Below are 19,413 nucleotides of genomic sequence, written 5' to 3'. Positions count from 1 at the left end.
TTAAGCCTTAATAACTTTCATTAGAGGCCAAGCAGGAAGAAGTCTATTGAAAGCGTCTTTTGAATCGGCATCAGTCAAAGGCATTGCCTTAGATTTGTTAACTGTAATAACAGGAGTAAGACCAGTATCAGTAACAAGATAATGAGAAAGATAACGAGGAAGAATCCCAGAGCAAACTTGAATAATGTACATAACAACCACCATGACTGATTATTGGAATTGACCGACCAAGTGAGCCATTAACGTCAAGGGCAAACAGCCCAGACTTAGCCGGTCAAAATAAAGCCCGTAAACTGAACGAGCATAAATGCGATATGTCGCAACAGTACATGCGATTAATCGCAACTGTAAAGTGCGAAAAATCGGACTTTTCAGGCTATTATTGAGGAATTACGGAGGAAGTTATGTACACGAATGAACTGTTAGATGCCTACAAAAAGGCTCAAAACTACGTACAAGATAAGCAAGTTGCCCATGATTTGGCACTAGAAGCGAATAAGATTAGTAAAATAAGAAAAGGTGTTCGCCAACTTACTGATGAAGAAGCAGTTTTTTTAGCTTCAGGTGCAGGAGTTGACCCTGAGCTAGCATTGCTTGGTTGCCACGCTGACCGCAATGAAAATCCACAGATTAAGCAGTTATGGGAACACATAGCAAAAAAGTACAACGGGCTAGGATTTAGAGCAATATCAATGGCTTGTACAGGATTGGCGCTGGTTGTAGCGACCCCTAATAAAGCACTAGCCAACTGCGTATTATGTCCGATTATGTCAAATGAATTTAGTTACATATCAACAACTAAGGTATATGAACCCTTTTATAATGAAAGGGTATTATATGCACCATCGAGAAATGACCGAGAATTACATTTTTCGTGAATTTATTTGTCGTTTAAGCAAGGACGAAACGGCAAAATTATGCTTTAAAACTGTGAGGACAATCACAGGATGGGACGAAGGAAAACCCATTCCGCCAGAATGCAAAAGGCTTATGAGAATGGTTAACGGGCGTGAATTGTGCACCAATGACGACTGGAAACACTTCAAAATGCATCATGAACGGTTAGAGCTACCAAACGGGCAAGCGGTCACTGCACAGCAAATATTAGCAGGAATCGCACTATTAGAGATTCAATCAGAAGCAGAAATAAAGACCTCTACATATCTATTAAGGATGGCTAGGAGTCTAGCAAGAATTATGAAATAGACGGGTTCCAGTAGGAGAACGCCCCTCTATTGTTGAGAGGCTCTGCAAGGGTATCTTGGCAGTAAAAGGGGTGTTTTTTATTATGCTTCAAGTGACTAGGTTTTCGCCTAATCACTGACTGGGACATACTTTAAATCATGTGGGCGGCTTATCCCTACGGGGTATCTCCGTGACTCCGCTACGCTACGGGGCGATGCCCAAGTATGCGTATAAATACGCACTAAGAAGACTTAGAAAACCAATCAATAAAACGCCAAAAACCAATAGCTATAAAAGCCCCTAGAAACGAGTCTAAAGCTGACATATGGCTCAAAGCATCAACCAAAAGTAAAACTTGATCATCAGTCATCATAGAATCGTTGTCTTAATAACAACCTTTAATTCTTTCTTAACCTGATTCGTACCCTCTGAGCGAAAAATAGCACCGAGCCACGGTATATCCATAAGCAGTGGAACACCCGAAACAGACTTTCTTTCCTCACTTGATATTAAACCGCCTAGAGCAATGGTTTGCTGGTCTTGAACCTTAACTACAGTGCTTAGTGTTCGCTTATTGGTGATAATATCTGTAGCAATAACTGAATTAGTCACAGAGCTAGATTCCTGATTAATCACAAGCACTACATGATCGCCCATAACATGCGGTGTAACTTCTAGTGAAACCCCCACGTCTTTACGTTCTATCTGCTGAATGGTATTGCCTCCGTCAGTAACTTCACTCGAAGTTAAGAAAGGGACGTTTTGACCAACCGTAATATAGCCGCGTTCTCTATCCATGATGAGCATATTTGGACGTGATAGTAGCTCAGTGTTTTCACTTGATTGAACAGCTTTAACCAACGCTGAGAAATCACCACTATTAAATATGAATAAGTTGTCTACGGCTTTATCAATAGAAGTGGGCTGCGTGACAAATCCAGCTTTTCCCATAGCCAGCTCTAAGTTAACCCCAACATCTTTACTATCACCTAATTCATTTTCTGTAATGATTGCCTCTATGAAAACTTGCTTTTGAYGGCGGTCAATCCCTTGTATAAGCGTATCAATTTTTTCTAATTGCTCAGGCGTACCCGTGACAATAATAGAATTACTCGTTGGTAAAATTTGCACATCATATTGGTCTATGGACTGGTCTTTTAACTGAAGGGTTTGAGTAGCCTTTAACATCGAGTTCATTAAATCGACAACCTTAGTATTTCTTACATGCTCCAAACGATAGAGCTTAACCAGGGGAGGATCTAAAACTTGAATTTGTTCTGAATTAACAGACACAGTATAAACACCATTTGAATACTCAAGAGCATAACCATGTGACCTTAAAACAGAATCAAAGAAAGAGGCATATTCATTAGGCTTTAACTCAGGAGCAGTAAAGCTCACATTACCCGTAACACCTTGACCAAGAACAACCGTCTGACCCGTGTAGCTGGCGAACCATGAGATAAACTCAGCAATAGGCGTATCTTTAGATTCAAAAACTTGTGTTGATGGAGCAACCGCAAAAACTGGCGATGATGTTAAGACAGCAAAGCAAAGAAGTATCGATTTAATAAAGTTAGACTTAACCATGGTATTTACCTTTTTTGTGTCACTGGTGACGGGGCATTAAAACGCTCAATTGACACAAAGCGACCAGTGGCAGAATCACGAAGCGTTGAAAGAACTAAAGTAGGGCGAACACGACAAGCTGAAGCACATTGGTGGAACTCCGCACTCATTGAATCAGGAATCCATAACGTGATTTTCTTAAAGCCTAAATCACGCATTCTCTTTTCATAATCTGCATTTCTACTCATTTGCAATACACCGTTTGAGATTGTTTACCAGCTTGCACCGTTACATTGCAACGCGATAAAGCCTGTAATTCGAAGCCCATAGCCTGCAATTCATTACTGGTTAAAAGCTCACCTTTATTGACCAACTCAAAATATGGAGAAGTGTTAGGCGCATTCATAAAACTTTTAATTGAATAGCCAGCCAGCAAATCTGACAAGTTAACCCCTGAAGATTGAGCTGATTCAACTTGTGTGATTTTTTCCTCATCTACTGGCGGAGCAATAAGCAAGAAGTAGGAAACGGCAACAGCAAACCCAAAAGTAAAAGCCATTGGGCGTGACCATTTTTTTAAATATATTTTAGTGAGTCGCATAAACTTACTCATAGTTAAAGGCATCGAATAACGCCCGTGAGTGTAGTAAGGAGGGAGAACCGAATAAACGCCTGCCGTTCCATGATTCGTTTTATCAGTAAATAAAAAGTCACTGGTGACGGGATGTTTAAAAGCCGAAGTGACAGGAACAACAAGGTGATCAACAAAAGCTTGTTTAGTGTCATAAGCCCAAAATAAAGAGGTGCCGAAAACCCACCATTTATCAACCGTGATGGCTTGAGCGTTATCCCCATATTTCACAATACCCATATGGATTTTAGGCAAACGTCCCTTTAGAACCCCAAAGGAAATCAACTTAATCAAATTAGAAACAATAGGTATTTTCATGCGGTCAAAACGTCTACATATTACAAGGTGCTCACCAAGAGCCAAGCGTGCCTGTTTATCAACAATCGCAATATCTTGAACAATGAAAATAACGTCCCAGCCTAACTTTCGAGCATGTAAAAGCCAGTTGATAACAGGTGCTCGACTTTTATCATTCCAAGTTCGAGAGTTGAACCAAGTGCCGCATTCATCGAGCACTAATAATCCATTTTTACGTTCATCATAAGTTTTATTTCCTTTACCAATAGCAAGCAAATCAGGCAGCGTTGGCTTATCTGGAACTCGCAACAAACGAGCACTTCTAATGTTTTTATTAAACATGGATTTAAGGTTGATATTTAAGTTAGTAGCAACAGGAACGCCACGCTCCAAAGCCTCTCGAATACGACCAACAGCGGTTAATGATTTACCATTGCCTAATTTTCCAGTTACAAAATAAACAGGCATGTATTAGCTCCCTGATAGTTTTTCAATTGCATAAAATTGCCATACCCAAACCCAACGTAAGGCTTTGGCTGAAATAATTGCACCGACTGAAAAGATAGAATTATCAGGTACAACCAAGCTGATCGCATGATCCCATTCAGGTGGGGTGAAAAAATTAAAAACTGAAATCATGCCCAAAATGACACCAATAAAACTAGTCGTAATAAAGGCGACAAAAGTAAAAGTTGCTAAATTCACAGCCACATTGCGACTGACAAACTTGGCAATGTAAACCATCAAAGAGCCAGCCATACCAGCTAAGAATGAGCCAGCCGCAGGTAAAGTAAGGTAGCCAGCAATAGCACCAACAATTGGTAATGGCATAATTAACGCCTCACTGCGATATTAGGAACAACGTCATATAGAATTAAGTCCAAGAACGTCATTAAGGTGACAAAAAACAGGAACAAACCAAATATTTCTTTGAACTTTACAAAAGGCTCACAAGGTAAATATTCGTCATAAAACTTGATTGGCTGACACGCTTGAGCGTCAGGAATGAAGCCCACTATAGAATCTAAGAAATCCGTCAAATCGCTTTCACCAAGAAATGGTGCATCAATCTGACCTTGTATTTCAGTCATTAGAGCAGTATCAGCCGCACTAATGGAATCATCTGTAACCTTGGTAATCTGTGAATAAGCATCCTCCGCAAAAGCAGAGGTTAAACCATGCTCACCTTGACAATTTCGAGGGTCTTCATCAGGGTCACAAGGCTTTATTTTTTCAGACAAACTATCTAAAGCCCCCTCAATTGAAGTGGTTTGACCTTGAATAGCACCTTCGAGAGTGGAGGTTTGACCATCAATTGCATACTTTAAAGTGGAAGTCTGACTCTTAACGGAATTAACAATATTGTTACCATTATTATTAATTGCACCAGTTTGCTGTAACAAAAGTTGCTTCTCAGCGCTATGAATAGCAAAGTCTTGATTCATCTGGTCTACGACTGACTCACCAATCCCAAAAGCATTAGAATTAAGCGTAGACAACTGACCATTAATATCACCAAAACCTAAATTCATATCTTTATTCAATGCATTAGCCGATTCATTGGAATCACGATTCAAGTTACGAATAGCGGTAAGCACTGCCGAATCTGTAGTTTCAGTTGGTTCAACTACGTCAGGCTCAGGTTTCTCAAATGATGGTGGATTAATCTCAACAGGTTTTGGGTCAGGCGGCTCAAAGCCTGAAAAAGGAGGGTCAACAGGGTCAGTAGGATCTAAACCGCCTAAACATTCCGGCCAGTTAGGCATACCAAGAGCGCAATGATTTGGTTGAGTGCAACGAGTCTCCAAAGACTCTAAAAAGTCCGAACATTCAAATGTGAAAATGCCACTCTCAGCAGCACATAATTGCTCTGCCTCAAAAATAGTATCAGTGGTTGATTCACGCTCACAAAAAGGCACATCCACACACTCAAAAGTGTCAGGGTCTAACTCTTGAGGAGCTTCACATGTTTCACACATACCAGTTATAGGATTCAATAAGTCTGGCAATTCACACTCAGGCGGGGGAAGCTCACAAACACCCGTATCAGGGTTAATTTCCTTAGGCAAATCACAAGAAGAACGAGAAGCGGTATAGATACTATGAGTGTACCCACCATTAACAACCACTCTATAGTGATTAGCAGAACGATAGAATCTTACAACTTCTAAATTTGGGTAATTACTTGATTTAGTCCCTGCGCAAGTTGAAGAAAGGATATCATCATCCACAATCATTCCAGAAGATATACAGGGAAAACGATAAGGTCCTAATTTACTACCTATAGCAGAAATACCAGCATAAACATTAAAAGAAACACCCATCATCAATAGGAAAAGAGAGAGGCTTTTTTTAATGCTCATAGTATTAGACCAATTTGAGAGTAAGAAGGAATTGGATGCCTTGACCATCCAAACTTTTAAGCGAATTAGTTGATCGCTTTGCCTGCAAATTTCTTGAATAGGGCAATTAGAGCAAATGCAACAACGACTAAAGTAATGATCGGCCAAGTTGCGGTTTCAAGCTCTGTTACCATCGTACTGATAGACGCAAAAGCATCAGTAACAGGGGTAGGTAATGCAGCATTAGCCGAAGCCGATGCACCAAGAACGATTGCGCCAACAAGTGATAGGCGTAGTTTATTTGCTAAAGTTTTCTTATCCATGAGTAGATACCTCTATTGCTTGTTTAAAAGTTAGGAATTGTTTCCCCAAAACCCAACCGAGTCCCAAAGCACCGACAAGTGTCGATGCCAAGTATTCAATATCTAAAGGGCTCATCGTTGACCTCCAGCGATAAAACCAACACCAATCAATAAAGCCAAAGAAGCCATATAAACCAGCATGTAGAGTTGTTCAAATTGCTCAGCAGTCATGACAAACCCCTAAATATTATTTGTTTTGCTGTGCTGGTAAATCGAATAGGTGGAAGCCGTTTAATGCAACGTGCTTACCATCTTCATTACCAAAACTAAATTCTTTGTATTCAACGTTGAATTGCATTCGCTTACCAACGCATGAATTTAAAACTTCACCTGCTTTACCACCGGCCCAAAGTTCTTGGCTGATTTTTACTTCGATGGTGTTCGTTGGATTAGTTGTGATTAGCTTTAATTTACCGACCGTAGTAGCTTCACCCGTTCCACGAATTGCCTTTGTTTCTTGAATGATATCGGTAGCGTCTAAAATCAAACCTTCTAGTTTCATAATGTATTTCCTTTCTTGACGTAAAATTTTTAAAGATAAAAGCGGGAGTTATTGACACAAGTCCAAGGGCGAAATTAATGGTATGTATCCGGCGGGGCTGCGCCCACCGAACACACTCCATTAAAATCGCCAAAGAGCATCATGGCTTCAAGCTCCTCGACATATTCCATATGAGCTTCATATTCTTGAAAGCGTTTGTCTGCCATACGTTCATATTCCTGTTCAGCCTCAAGAGCATCAAAGAAGTCAGTCACACCGCGCATGATGGTTTGTTGCGATGCTAAGAACTTCTCTTTGTTCTCAACTTTCCAATTGCGGAAACGAGTACAAAGGTAGACTTCTTTGAACAACAAGCCAGAAACACGGGCAGGGGCTTTATCACCAAAGCGAGTGTATTCCTGGCCATCGTGTCCTGTTTCTTCTAGCAGCAATTTTTGAACAGCTTCAGGCGCACCATATTGGAGACGAACGTTTTGAGATTGACGCTTGACCATCACGCCACCCATAGCAAAGCAAAAGTCTTTCCAGTCGCCAACATCGGCAGCCTTTCGAATTTTTTCGAGCATGTAATGCTCTGTTTCATCTAAATCTGATAACACAGCGTCATCCTCTTTGAATTCTTCTCGTAAGCGTCTAAATTCACGCCACACCGAAACAGAAGGCCCACCAATAAATTGAAATTGGCGAATCTGATTTACACGCGCCCAGGTGACAACACGCTCAGCGGCTTCAATACCATTCAGGTTTGAGCCTTTATCTTTGTCGATGTGCTGACCATCAATATTTTTAGAGAGGTATTTGGCGACATACCCAACGGCAGAGCCTTTTGATAGGTCGATGTTTTCAGCCTTGAAACGGTACTTGTCTGCGCCTTTTTCATTAGGGCAATCGACCATGCAAATGCTGTTAAATTTTTTGGTTACGCGGTCACGGTCTTTTGATTCCATGAACAGCAAAAAGTGATGGTGTGGTGTACCGTCTTGGTGTGGCTCAGCGATTCTCATCCCATAAACTTTGATGTCATGCTTAGAAAGCCAGCGTCCTAATTTTTGCCAGTTCTCTAATAAATATTGGTGAGTCTGCTTTGCTGTAGGCTTGCCAGCTTCCAACCATTTAGGATTAACTGAGCCTTTAGAATTAGCATGGAAGCGGCTAGGGGATGTGACCGTATAGAAAACTGAAGAGTGATTTTGTTCAGCGGCTATTTCTTCAAAACCACGCAAACGGACAAACATTTCACCGCGTCTAATCTCAGGGTTAGAAACTGACTTAGCCGCTAAATCCGCAATCGTGAACCAGTTATCAGTATCATTACTGTCATAAGCTACGGTTTGCTCTAATGCTTCGGCATTGGAGGCTCTACGCTCACGAGTACGGTTAACCGAAAAGTCAGAGCAGTAGACCTGCTTATGACGCTGAACTAATGCCAAGTCTCTCGCCACTTGTTCAACATGATAAGCGCACTTTCTGCGAAGTTGACGTCGTAAAAATATCTCATCACTCACACGTTCAACCAGAGATAAAAGCTCACCCTTTAAGCACTTATCTATGATTAATTCGTCCGAAAATTCCAACCCAATTGAATCAAGCAACTGACACGCTTTCATAAAAAGAAACTGAGGCGATTCAATACCGATAAGCTCTTTAGTGAATTTACGTGACTTTGAAAAAGCCAACTCTTTAATTTCATCGTCAGACATAGCCGCGCTATAACCGTATTGATTCAAACGCTTATTGGCATCTTCAATTTGGTGTAAAGCTTCTGTGTAGTTCTTATCATCACAAACAGAATGAAATGATCGCGTCATATGACGGCTAAAATCACCATGACGGAAACAAGCGCGAAAAACATCATCACGCCAGTTTGTAAGAATGTTGAGTTTTGATTGGCGGTAACGCTCAGGAAGATTAAACGATTCAATGTATTCACCGAACGCAGACAAGCGAGGCTTTGTAACGTGCTTAACTGTAGAAACAAAACGCTTATTGGGAACTGGCAAACGAGGCGCAGAGAAATGGCGTGCTGGCTCAACTTGAGGCGAATACAAATGATCCATGATTATTGCCCCACAGCTTCAAGAAGAAAACGCTTACCAGACTCTTCAATAAAAGTTTCAATATCTACCTTTTCAGAAATTGAAATCTTACCATCAAGCAATGCTTCATCAATCAATGGACGGGAAGAAGGATTTTCAAGGTAAATTATTTTGAGTTCATGATAAGAATTTAGTGAGATTTCCTGCTTAGGAGCAAAATGAGCAACAAGAGTTATTAGGATAAACACAATAACAATAGCAGCAAACAATTCAGGATTAACTGATTTAAACATAATCAAGCCTCAACCACTTTCATTAGAGGCCAAGCAGGAAGAAGCCTATTAAAAGCATCTTTTACATCAGCATCAGTGCAAGGCATTGCTTTAGATTTATGAACGGTAATAACTGGAGAAAGACCCGAATCGGTCATTAAGTAATGAGAAAGATAACGAGGAAGAACCCCAGTGCAGACTTGAACAACAAACATAACAACCACCTTGACTGATTATTCTGAATTGGGTTTTGACCGACTAAGCCGAGCTATCAGCGTCAAGGGCAAACAGCCCAGACCTAGCCAGTCAAAAGAGAACCCAAACGACCTAGAGAGAGTCAATCAAGAAGTCGCTTGGGGTTTGATACCGATTTATGGGGATTGTAGTAGCTATTAATGGGGATTGTAAATAGCGCAAATTGGGGATTAAAAGGCTACAATAAGTACAAACGGGAGATTAGACATGTATGCAAACAAACTGTTAGATGCCTACAAAAAGGCTCAAAACTACGTACAAGACAAGCAAATAGCACATGATTTGAACCTTTCACCTCAGAAACTAAGCAAAATACGCAAAGGTGTTCGCTATGTATCTGATGAAGAAGCAATTTTTCTTGCTGAAAATTCAGGAATCGACCCAGAGCTAGCATTGCTTGGTTGTCACGCTGACCGCAATGAAAATCCACAGATAAAACAGCTATGGGAACACATAGCAAAAAAGTATAACGGGCTAGGTTTTTCAGGCATATCAACGGCTTGCGGAGGTTTTGCGTTATGGATGATGCAAGCCAAGGAAGCAGTAAGCCAGTGCGTATTATGTATATTATGTTAAATCTTGAATGAGTGTAATGTTGTACACCACCTCTTTTGCATCTTTTCATTGAACATAAGCTATTTACCATAAAGTATATAATAATCAACAGCTTATTATCTTCGATATAAGTTGTTGATTATTAATGTCACAAAACGTTGAAGAGACTTAGCAATGTTAAATCTTCCAGTCTATTATTGTACATTAGCGTTAAATCTACGAGAGTAAATTTGTTCATGTATAAGGTTGAGAAATGTGGCGACGAGTTTTGGTGTATTCTCGATGTGCAAACCACAATGCCACCACTGCTTTCATTTCGTTGGTTAGAATCTAAGTTAAAAGAAAAAGCACTTGGAACCCAAAAATCTTACATGGACTCAGTCAAGCTGTTCTATGACTTTTGGTTACAGAAACATGGAGTTTCTCTGGATTACTCTTTCTATCGTACCGATTATCAAGACGTAGAAGCCATTATTGTTGAGCTTGATGCCTTTTGGGATTTCCTTATGGCTGACAAGCAAATCACTAATATCACAGCACTCCCGTCTTCTATTATCGCAACCGAAGAAACTAACAGAAAAAAACGTACTGCTGCCAAACACTGTGGCGTGGTATGCAACTTTATTAAGTTCTTAAACTCCAACTACATATCAGCCTCTTACGTAGATGAAGACCGTAACACTCTTCGCAGATTAAGAGCGGAAACCGAGTCGAGATTGAATGAAGCTCGTGAAAAATTCAATAAGTTCAATAACTCTGCCGTTAAAGCCTCTAACAACTTCGATGACTTAAAGAGTTTGACTGAAGAACAATACAAAGATTTCTTCAAGGTACTCCTGCCAAATGTGATGAAGCCGCTCAAAAACGACAAAATGGGAGTTATTGAATGGGAGATGATCAAGCCGAACCCTCTCAATCCTATCGTTACTTATCAAGTTCAAATGCGAAATTACCTCTTAACAAATTTACTTGTTAAATACGGATTGCGCATTGGTGAGTCCCTACTCCTTCGAAAGAACTCGTTTAAAAAGTCACGAACAGTCGAAAACAGTTGGATAATGAGCGTTAGGAATCTAACCGATGATGCATTAGATGATGCTGCCATTGAAGATGAACGAAATAACAAGCCTCAGATTAAGACAAAGTTTAGTAACCGACACATTCACATTACTGCTTATGACTACAAGAACTTGATGACCTATTACAGTTTCATTAGATCGCCAGAAGCCAAGCATGACTTTATCTTTTCATCGAGCACCCGCCCTTTTAAGCCATCGAGTTATTCGACTGTAATGACTCAGTTTAAAGTTTTCACTGAATCGTTTAAGAAGCACTTCCCTGAGCATTTTGATCCCGAGTATGCCGAGTCTATAACAAAAAGTATCTCTCCTCACTGGCTCAGACACACGTGGGCTTTCGGCACAATGGAAAACTTATATGGTGAGCTAAAACAAGAGTTTATTGAGGCTGGCGCAGTGAACATAAAAGGGATAATGGCAGAGGTTAGAGATGAATTAAGGACTCTTGGTGGGTGGTCTGTCAATTCAACCATGCCCTCCAAATATGCTAAACGTTTCGAAATGCGCAAAGCAAATGAAACGCTAATGCGCGTCTACAACAGCCATAAAACTGGCGTTACCCTTTATGAGTTCGATGAGGAACTTCCATGGTAAAGCCAATACAACATTCAACCTTCTAGCAGGTGGCAATAATGAGTAACGTAACGCATCCGCATCTAACGAGTAGCCTAAGCCTTATTCCATCCTTTACTGTAGCTCAAAAAGCCTTTATTGATTGCTTAGATTTGCCTACCGTGTTGGCTATTGACATAGCAGCTCAAGACGATACCTCCCACGTTCAGACAAAAAATGACCGTTGGGAGTATGTAAGGTTGGGACGTATTCATGTTCTCAGGTTTGATCTGTCTCCTGAGTGGAACAGGTTACTGAAATTATTGGTAATAAAATACTCTTCTGGTCACTTAGCCCCAGTTTCACAGGAGAAGTTTTCCACAATTAAGACGTCTATCAAAACGTTAGAGGGCGTCTCCTACGAGGCATTTTATAAATGGCTAAAAGTTCGTGCTGCAGCTGACAATGCCTTCGGATATTTCGAAGTTAAATCGATCACACGATACCTTGTAAGAATGGGGTTCCCAGACTTTGACATTGACGATCTAGAGTCATTGGTGCGCATTCCTGTCCCATCAACTACCGATCCATTCCTTCGCTATCAAGATGTCGAAGCCACAATGCCGACTCATTTCAAAAACCTTATAGTTAATCGGTTGGTTGAGTTCGGCACGCAAGAAGGACTTTCAGCCCTTAGCAACAAACAGCTAAAGGATTTATCTGTCCTCGCCATTTCTTATGCTGTCGGTTGCCGCCCCCAACAGTTTGCAAAGCTGATCGGAGGCTCTGTTAAACTGCATGCAATGAATCATAAAACTGGCTTAAAACGATATTTAATAGCGGTTCCATTGGTGAAACAAAGCGCAGTGACTGACTCTACCACACCCATCGCGTTGAGTAGCGAAATCGGTCGCATTATTGATGAATACAAGAAGAGGTTTGATATTGAAGATGGCGATACTTTGTATCCCTATGATGGCGATAAGAAACATTCATTATCCCAACAAATGCATAAATCTCTCAACGAAGCTCTGCTGTTTATTCAACCTGATGACGTAAAGGTGGCTATCGAAAATGAGCGGATGGATCCCCCTACTTACACGCTCTATGATTTCCGACACAACATTGGTCATAGTATGGCAATGCTTAATGCGTCAGCGGAAGAAATTGCAATGGTGCTTGGTCATGCTTCTACAGTTGCTGCCAGTTATTACATCCAAGCTACCCCAGATATAGCCCTATTGAAACATAAAGCGCTTGGCTCGAACCCTGTTTGGAAAGGCATGATGGGACTGCTTTTAACGGGCTACTCTGTGGGTGAAGCGGAATGGAAGGGATATTTTGTCTCGGGGATCATTCGGGGTACGTTAATAAAGCGCGTTGGGGGATGTAAAAGACACCAAAAAAAGTGTCATCTTCAGAAGGTGCGTAGCTGCTATGGATGCTTTTACTTTAGGCCATTCAGGGATATCAACAAACATAGAAAGGTTCTCGATATCATAACTGAAGAATTGATTGATGTTGTTGATGTGTCGCAGGAAGGTCAAGGTGTACTTAACCCTCTTATTGATACTGCAACCCAGACTAAAAACGAAGTTGAAATGGTGATTAACCGCCTTGAGGGTGGCTTTCGATGAAACAAAACTACGAACAGCTAAATAGTTTTATATCCCTGAATAAGTCGTTCTTCGAGGATGCACTTTTACCTGAGATTAATGCAAGTAACGAAAAATACTCTTGGGATTCTAATTACTGGACACTGGGAGGTGCTTCCTCAGGCGTGTTTGCGACCAACCTAGCACAAATAAATTTTGTTCAAATCCAAAGTAATAAGACGAAAGGTCTCTTCAAAGATGATGAAGATAAATTAGATACTGTTGGCCTAAATCCAGTTTTTTCTGAATTTATAAAGGCTTATTGTGCGTCACTGTTCCGTGATAAAACAGCATCTGGTTCGGTTGTACGTAACACGCACTTGTTCTTTAAGCGTGTCTATGTGCGTATGTTGATGAATGGAATTGAACCTCATCCTGTTAATATCACTTCAGAATTTGTGCAGGAAGCTGTTGACCTATGTGCTCAATCCCGAACAGGCAAATCAGCAGATATTAATGCGTCTAATGACTACATACTAGCGAACCAAATTATCAAAGAATTGAACTATCTTGGAATAACCCAAACCGTATTAGAGATTGAGACAAAACAAACGAGCATTTCACTGAATTACACTGAGCAAGTTAAGAATGAACAGAAGCGAAAAGGTGAAGCTAAAAATAATAAAGATAAAAATCTGTCCATTCAAACCTTCTTAAATATCGTTGCATTACGTTCTTTAGTTCAAAATGATGGAGAAAAAATCGTTCTCAACTTTGTATTGTTACTGATGGTGACAGGCTTTCGTCATATGGAAGCTGCAACTGTCCGATATAGCAACTTTAAAGTTGTGGAAATTAGTGACCCTCACACGAGAGATGCCATGGAGAAACGTGGCTTAACTACCTTTTTTGTGGGGCTCAAATACGGTGGTAGAAAACAGGCTGGGGTTCGGACACACTGGTTTGAGCCGATGACCGTCGATTTACTCGAAGAAATTTTAGTCGACACGATATGTCTCACCGAGAAACTTCGTCGTCAAGTAGAACATATAAGAACCACTGATTTTAAATCGCTTCTACCGTTTTCATGGGTTGGCAATCATATTCCTGAGGTTATTGATTTACGCCCCTACTTCGCTAATCTCGATTTAATCGTCGATGATGTTTACGAGTCTTATGCGAAAACAGTGGTTTCGCGTGGTCGCAGTGCGGCACGAGACTACGCCAACAAAAAAATGTTGGGCTTTGGAGTACACCCCGCTTCAGAAGTTGATACCGGAAAAAGTCATGGTAAAGAAAAGCGATACAACTACAGTGATATCGATACGTTCGTTAAAGCGTGCTTGGAGGCAGATGTTGGGACTTCATCGGACTTAATTTGGCGATATACAGACTCTGGTAGTAAAGAAGTTATTAGCACGTCATACGAAAAACTACTGTTTATCATCCCCTTAGGTAGTGCGAACCTAACCCGACAAGCCGCTCTAAAAGTTCTTCCACAGGTAATTGACGTAGGCGTAATCAATCCTTTTTTAGGATATGGACAAACTGGGAATCGTAAGCGCAGTATTTTTGCGAAATACAATTTGACCAATGAGAATGGCGGGATTGACATGATGTATTCACACTGCCCAAGGCATGGGATCAATACATTTTATGCATTAGCCGATGTTTCCGACCATCTTCAAGCGATGTTTATGGGGCGCAACGATATCAATCAAAATAAGAGTTATCAGCACCTTAGCTTTGAAGATCGTGTTGTTTCTACCGAGCTGGTTTCGTTTGATAATGCTAAACAGATTGCCACCGAAGGAAAAGCTTTGGAGGCGGTGAAGGAGCAAGCTTCCATAAAAATCAACCCAAACCTTACCCCCTCAAATGCACTTGCGCAAACACTCGGCACACAGACGACAAGCGAAGATAAAGCCTCATTCATAGTCGATTTGTCTAGCAATAGTTCAAGCGATGTATTCGCGGAGTTTGGTGAACTGTTTGACTTGATCGATGAAGAAGAAATGGATGATAAGTCATCCCTATCCAGAAAAGAAACTGAAGTTGGTCCCCACTCAGATCTACACGAAATGTACCTTGGAAACTGTATGCGTAAAGTGTCAACGTTTCAGTGCCCTTATAATATGAAGTGCCAAGACGGAGCGCCCTGTGCTTATTTTACCCTCACTGGAAGATCTGATGAGGAATACAAAATTAGGCAGCTCGGTGAAGGAATTGCTTCTCAAATTGCTATCGTTAATCATATGGAGTTAACTGGAGAACTTTCTTTCGAGGAGTGTGAAGAGATACTTGGTGAGCTTCACTCTCGTCAAGATAATGTCTCATATCATGAGAATCAGTCTGATACCCTAGCCAGAGAGAAGGTATTTATAAATTTGGCGGCATTAGATGGGAATCGAAAACCAAAAATGCTTTCAGAAATATTTGCGGTTGCCCAGCGTGAAATAAAAGCTATGAAGGTATTGGAGTCCAAACGTAATGAGGAACTCCATGTTACTCCTATCTCAACGAATATCGCGAAGCTTTAGCTATACTCTCAAGGAAAATCGGTGAAGCCTAACGAATACTGAGCTTTACGAGTAGCTCAAAGATTTTACTTGAACGCAAAAATTTGTAAGAGGCATTGATTACACAAAGTGTCATCGATGCTCTACCAGACCATTCGGAGTTAATCAAATATGAGTAAAAAACTCAAAGGTAACGAGCTTGATACTCGAATCGAGCATGAGCTATTAGACATGCTTAGTGAAGGCTACGAGCGCTCTCCAATAACTCAGGCAAATCTCTACAGAAGGCTCAAAGATAAGGGCTTAATCAACAGTAAAGCCACGTTAACTAGCCGCAAAGACTTGATAGAAAAGTTTGCAAAAGACCAAATCGATTCACTGGGTGGAACGTTTGGCGAAAGCGTCAAAAGTTCGCGCTCTATGAGTAGGAAGGAGCTGGAGACAGCTAATGCTAATCTCAATGACCAAGTTAGAGAATCAAGGCGCATGGTTCAACAAAACACGGTTTGTATTTTGAATATGATTAAAGTGATTCGCGCACAAACCACAGTCAAGAATATAGAGCGCTGCTTGTCTCCATATCTTATCCGAGAACTTCATGAGCTAAAAATGACTGATAAATCAAATGATGATGACTCATTTAAATAAGTTTCTCTCCGCAGATTCTACGACACTTGAGTGGATGACTTATGGTGGAGAACCGAGTAAGACTGAGATTTTTCTTCAATGAAAAATAGGATCAAGTGCTCTCAATAAAGTGACAGTAAAGTTGAAACTAATTGTTGCCCTCTTTCCCGCTGGGAAATAGGGAAAAACTTCTCAGCTGCTTTCCAAATCATAAAAATTTCTTGCAGTTGAACTGTTGTCAAATTTGCAATACTTGCCTAAGCGACGAAACAGTTCAGTTGTTGCTGATTTTGAAACAGGTCTCACCTGCTCCAATTGTGCAACAGCTTGTTGCACAATTTTCCTAAAGCACTTCTGCTCCAAAACGTGTTTGCGCAACAAAACAAGTGTTCTCAGTTGCTTGGACTGTATTTTCAAAATGTGTTGTGCGCTTCACTTTCATAACGATAAATCACTACTCACATAGCCATGCTTGTCACTTATATCTGCAATGCACAAAAAGCATTTTTCACCTAAGAATAAATTGAATAATCTTATGCCAACACATGGAGACAGTATGAAGGACGTTCGAAACCAACGAGAAAAAAATATGAACCATCAAGAACAACTTGCTCAAATCAAAGCAGAGAGAAAGATAACTAATCAAGAAGAAAAAGCCGAACGCGAGCTTCTATATATTCAATCTTCATGGTACCAAAAGACAGCCTACACCGTAATCGGATCAATCCTAATTCTGGGAGCTTCTGATCTGATTTTTAACGCACTGTATAGTAGTGGTTACTCCTTCCGATTAAACGCCTTTAGCTTCAGCTTTAGCTCTTCTCTAATCACCTTTTCACTTTTATGGTGGTTCGCATATTCACGATGTAAAACGAAGATTGGCCGAAACATAAAATTGGTTACCATTGGCCTTTGGGCAGCTTTGGCGGCATTTAGCTACTTCATGATTTACGGGGCTGTCCGTAAGGCCGATATCCTTTATGGCCACTTAGAAACTATCCCAACTCCAGATGGTCTCAGCTTATCGATGACTACTGGGATAGTTGTTGGGTTAATTTGTAGCGTTTTGGTTGGCAATTCGATGCGAGAGTACATCTACAAAGCCACATAATCCAAAATGGAATCTCAGTAAAAACTAAGTGCTAAGTTTTACAATAGGTCTTATACATCGACTAGCTCAACTTCTTAATCACAGTTACATCCACTGGTGCTTTGTCTGAACTAGCAAATTGAAATACAAGAGTACTGATATAAGTAAGATACTGTTTGGAATTCTGATATCTACACTCTAGACCAACTACACTAACGCATTTATGTCCAATGGCGTGCCAGATCAATCACAGCTAGCATGTTTGTGCCCCATTGTGTGTTTCGGTCAGTCAGTTAGCAATGTTCAGTATTTGTTAGGGCATCAGAGTCCTAAAACTTCGACTCATTACGCACATCGTTGATATAGGTAAGTACTAATGTGGCTGCGTTGGTTAGTGGAGTTAGTCACGGGTAGAACTGAAAACAGTGGGTATAACGCTCGCTGTTTTTTGGTGCTTTGAGGAAGAATTTGTAGGTATCTGGTGAGCATTAATCAATGTAACATTATGTTATACCTTGAGCATATTAGTAGCTAACAGAGGAAGTGAATAACTTGGATTGTTATAGAAAGAAAATATCAGCAGACGCAAAACTTACTGATCAAGATGGTAAATCGATTATGGTTGATTGCTCTGTTACATTACCCTTGCTTTTTGGTCAGCCTGCAGAGGTCCGAGTTGGAATTCCAAATGAGGCAATGCCTATACCGAACCTCAAGACTCCTTGGCAGATTAAAACTCTTCAAGGGACTGAAATAATTACTTTAGAAGATGTTCATTACCGAAGCTTAACTACCGATACCCTTTTAAAAAGAAAACTTGGTTCAACCCCAGTAGGTCTGAGTCATATAAAAAGTTTGACGATTGAAATGCCTCTTAATTCGTCTGATTATAGCTTTTCAATTTACATATCTGATACTGAATATTTTAATACATTACGTCTAGAAGATGGTCTAAATGGCATTAGCCAAATAGCTATGTTCAGTCACCCAACTCTTGGCGAAATTGTTTTACAAAAATATAGTATTGAATCCGCAATGCTTAATGATAGTGGCTCATTAAAGCTACATGGCTATAGGCTAGAAGTTGAATATTGCAGACCTAATACTACCCCTGAATCTATCATTAATATAATCCAGCCCTTACTTGATATATTGTCTTTTGTTTCACGCCAAAGAGTGTTGGTTTTAGGTTGGGAACATCAAACGGGAAATGAATATATTAGACACTGGAAATATCCACTAAATGCGATACAGACTAATTATGCTTTATATGAGCCTCGATCTTTTTTAGTGAGCCGTAAAGTTGATGAGCTAGAAAAAATGATCAATATAGGTTTATCGAATTATTATGGATTGGAAGACTCAGAACAGGATATGGTACATAAACTTAGCTTTGTTCTTTGTTCATCAGTGCAACGTAGAGATGATGCTAAATATATGGCCTTATTCACAGCTTTGGAGTCTTATGCTAAAAAACTGAGCCTTACATTAGAGCTAGATAAAACAAGGTCAAAATCCATTCAATTAATAAAAGGAGCGGCAAATCCACATCAAAAAGTCGACCATGAAGTATACCAAATGCTAATGAACCTAACTTCAGACATTAAAAAAACTTCTGCTGCTGACTCAATCGATAATTTCTTATCTAAACATCGAGTTTTTAAAGAAGATCTTTGGTCAATCCGAGGAAAAAGTGGATTGCTTAATATTAGAAATCACTTAGCACATGAAGGTAATCATAATGTTGACCATCAAGGATTGGCAGTTGCAACTTTACATCTAACGATACTCATTGAAAGAGTTATTTTAGGGGGTCTTAACTTCAAGCTTGAATCATCTGTTCAATGGGAGCTAAAACAGGAACCTTGGCTCAATTTTGAGTACGCGAATAGATTAAAAAATTTAATTATACTCAACTAAAATCCTAGATCGATGGGTCGGTCAC

General features: G+C 40.3%; 20 protein-coding genes and 1 pseudogene. 9 read left to right on the top strand and 12 right to left on the bottom strand.

The window, feature by feature from the left end:
* Positions 1-192 (bottom strand): hypothetical protein, encoded by a 192-nt coding sequence (locus tag L4C37_RS10745; RefSeq protein ID WP_429768561.1) that lies wholly within the window; start codon positions 190-192, stop codon positions 1-3.
* 212 nt (positions 193-404) lie between these two features.
* On the opposite strand from L4C37_RS10745, the pseudogene L4C37_RS10740 reads away from it, so the two are divergent.
* A pseudogene (locus L4C37_RS10740) lies at positions 405-758 on the top strand (DUF3693 domain-containing protein); the annotation flags it as partial.
* 79 nt (positions 759-837) lie between these two features.
* Complete coding sequence (locus tag L4C37_RS10735) at positions 838-1,206, top strand: regulator (protein WP_429768560.1); 369 nt, start codon at positions 838-840, stop codon at positions 1,204-1,206.
* A gap of 348 nt (positions 1,207-1,554) precedes the next feature.
* Here L4C37_RS10735 and L4C37_RS10730 read toward each other — a convergent pair whose 3' ends face one another.
* The 11 genes from L4C37_RS10730 to L4C37_RS10680 form a co-directional block, all read right to left on the bottom strand.
* The gene (locus L4C37_RS10730; protein WP_429768559.1) at positions 1,555-2,775 is read right to left on the bottom strand and encodes a secretin N-terminal domain-containing protein; all 1,221 of its coding nucleotides are present in this window, start codon (positions 2,773-2,775) and stop codon (positions 1,555-1,557) included.
* Between the two features lie 5 nt (positions 2,776-2,780).
* Entirely contained in the window at positions 2,781-3,002 is a 222-nt protein-coding gene (locus L4C37_RS10725) for an antitoxin MazE-like protein (protein WP_429768558.1), read from the bottom strand.
* Positions 2,999-4,150 (bottom strand): zonular occludens toxin domain-containing protein, encoded by a 1,152-nt coding sequence (locus tag L4C37_RS10720; RefSeq protein WP_429768557.1) that lies wholly within the window; start codon positions 4,148-4,150, stop codon positions 2,999-3,001. The genes L4C37_RS10725 and L4C37_RS10720 overlap by 4 nt, the downstream gene beginning before the upstream one ends.
* A 3-nt stretch (positions 4,151-4,153) precedes the next feature.
* Positions 4,154-4,513 carry a hypothetical protein gene (locus L4C37_RS10715; protein WP_429768556.1) on the bottom strand — a complete coding sequence of 120 codons (360 nt, stop codon included), beginning with the start codon at positions 4,511-4,513 and terminating at the stop codon, positions 4,154-4,156.
* A 2-nt stretch (positions 4,514-4,515) separates the two neighbouring features.
* Entirely contained in the window at positions 4,516-6,045 is a 1,530-nt protein-coding gene (locus L4C37_RS10710; protein WP_429768555.1) for a hypothetical protein, read from the bottom strand.
* A gap of 65 nt (positions 6,046-6,110) precedes the next feature.
* Positions 6,111-6,347 carry a major coat protein gene (locus L4C37_RS10705; RefSeq protein ID WP_429768554.1) on the bottom strand — a complete coding sequence of 79 codons (237 nt, stop codon included), beginning with the start codon at positions 6,345-6,347 and terminating at the stop codon, positions 6,111-6,113.
* Positions 6,340-6,462 (bottom strand): hypothetical protein, encoded by a 123-nt coding sequence (locus L4C37_RS10700; protein WP_429768553.1) that lies wholly within the window; start codon positions 6,460-6,462, stop codon positions 6,340-6,342. The genes L4C37_RS10705 and L4C37_RS10700 overlap by 8 nt, the downstream gene beginning before the upstream one ends.
* 111 nt (positions 6,463-6,573) lie before the next feature.
* Complete coding sequence (locus L4C37_RS10695) at positions 6,574-6,888, bottom strand: chemotaxis protein (RefSeq protein WP_429768552.1); 315 nt, start codon at positions 6,886-6,888, stop codon at positions 6,574-6,576.
* Between the two features lie 74 nt (positions 6,889-6,962).
* Positions 6,963-8,945: a replication endonuclease gene (locus L4C37_RS10690; RefSeq protein WP_429768551.1), complete on the bottom strand. Its 1,983-nt coding sequence runs from the start codon at positions 8,943-8,945 to the stop codon at positions 6,963-6,965.
* Positions 8,946-8,947: 2 nt separating this feature from the next.
* Positions 8,948-9,217 carry a hypothetical protein gene (locus L4C37_RS10685; protein ID WP_429768550.1) on the bottom strand — a complete coding sequence of 90 codons (270 nt, stop codon included), beginning with the start codon at positions 9,215-9,217 and terminating at the stop codon, positions 8,948-8,950.
* Positions 9,218-9,219: 2 nt separating this feature from the next.
* Complete coding sequence (locus tag L4C37_RS10680) at positions 9,220-9,411, bottom strand: hypothetical protein (RefSeq protein ID WP_429768548.1); 192 nt, start codon at positions 9,409-9,411, stop codon at positions 9,220-9,222.
* Between the two features lie 247 nt (positions 9,412-9,658).
* Here L4C37_RS10680 and L4C37_RS10675 point away from each other — a divergent pair, with 247 nt between their 5' ends.
* The 7 genes from L4C37_RS10675 to L4C37_RS10645 all read left to right on the top strand — a co-directional run bounded on the left by L4C37_RS10675 (position 9,659) and on the right by L4C37_RS10645 (position 19,388).
* The gene (locus L4C37_RS10675) at positions 9,659-10,027 is read left to right on the top strand and encodes a DUF3693 domain-containing protein (protein ID WP_429768547.1); all 369 of its coding nucleotides are present in this window, start codon (positions 9,659-9,661) and stop codon (positions 10,025-10,027) included.
* A 215-nt stretch (positions 10,028-10,242) separates the two neighbouring features.
* Positions 10,243-11,679, top strand: a complete 1,437-nt coding sequence (locus L4C37_RS10670) for a site-specific integrase (RefSeq protein ID WP_429768546.1) — start codon at positions 10,243-10,245, stop codon at positions 11,677-11,679.
* A gap of 38 nt (positions 11,680-11,717) precedes the next feature.
* Positions 11,718-13,274: a hypothetical protein gene (locus L4C37_RS10665; protein WP_429768545.1), complete on the top strand. Its 1,557-nt coding sequence runs from the start codon at positions 11,718-11,720 to the stop codon at positions 13,272-13,274.
* On the top strand, positions 13,271-15,772 hold the full coding sequence (locus L4C37_RS10660) for a hypothetical protein (RefSeq protein ID WP_429768544.1): 2,502 nt from the start codon (positions 13,271-13,273) through the stop codon (positions 15,770-15,772). The genes L4C37_RS10665 and L4C37_RS10660 overlap by 4 nt, the downstream gene beginning before the upstream one ends.
* A gap of 150 nt (positions 15,773-15,922) precedes the next feature.
* A complete protein-coding gene (locus L4C37_RS10655; protein WP_429768543.1) occupies positions 15,923-16,399 on the top strand; it encodes a hypothetical protein in 477 nt (158 codons plus the stop codon).
* Between the two features lie 535 nt (positions 16,400-16,934).
* Positions 16,935-17,489 (top strand): hypothetical protein, encoded by a 555-nt coding sequence (locus tag L4C37_RS10650; protein ID WP_429768542.1) that lies wholly within the window; start codon positions 16,935-16,937, stop codon positions 17,487-17,489.
* Positions 17,490-18,020: 531 nt separating this feature from the next.
* Positions 18,021-19,388: a hypothetical protein gene (locus tag L4C37_RS10645; RefSeq protein WP_429768541.1), complete on the top strand. Its 1,368-nt coding sequence runs from the start codon at positions 18,021-18,023 to the stop codon at positions 19,386-19,388.
* The last annotated feature ends 25 nt before the right edge of the window (positions 19,389-19,413 follow it).

The organism is Vibrio kagoshimensis, from assembly GCF_050337535.1.
Classification (GTDB): domain Bacteria; phylum Pseudomonadota; class Gammaproteobacteria; order Enterobacterales; family Vibrionaceae; genus Vibrio; species Vibrio gallaecicus.
Note: the sequence above shows the minus strand (reverse complement) of the source record. Positions and strands in the feature narration are given on the sequence as shown.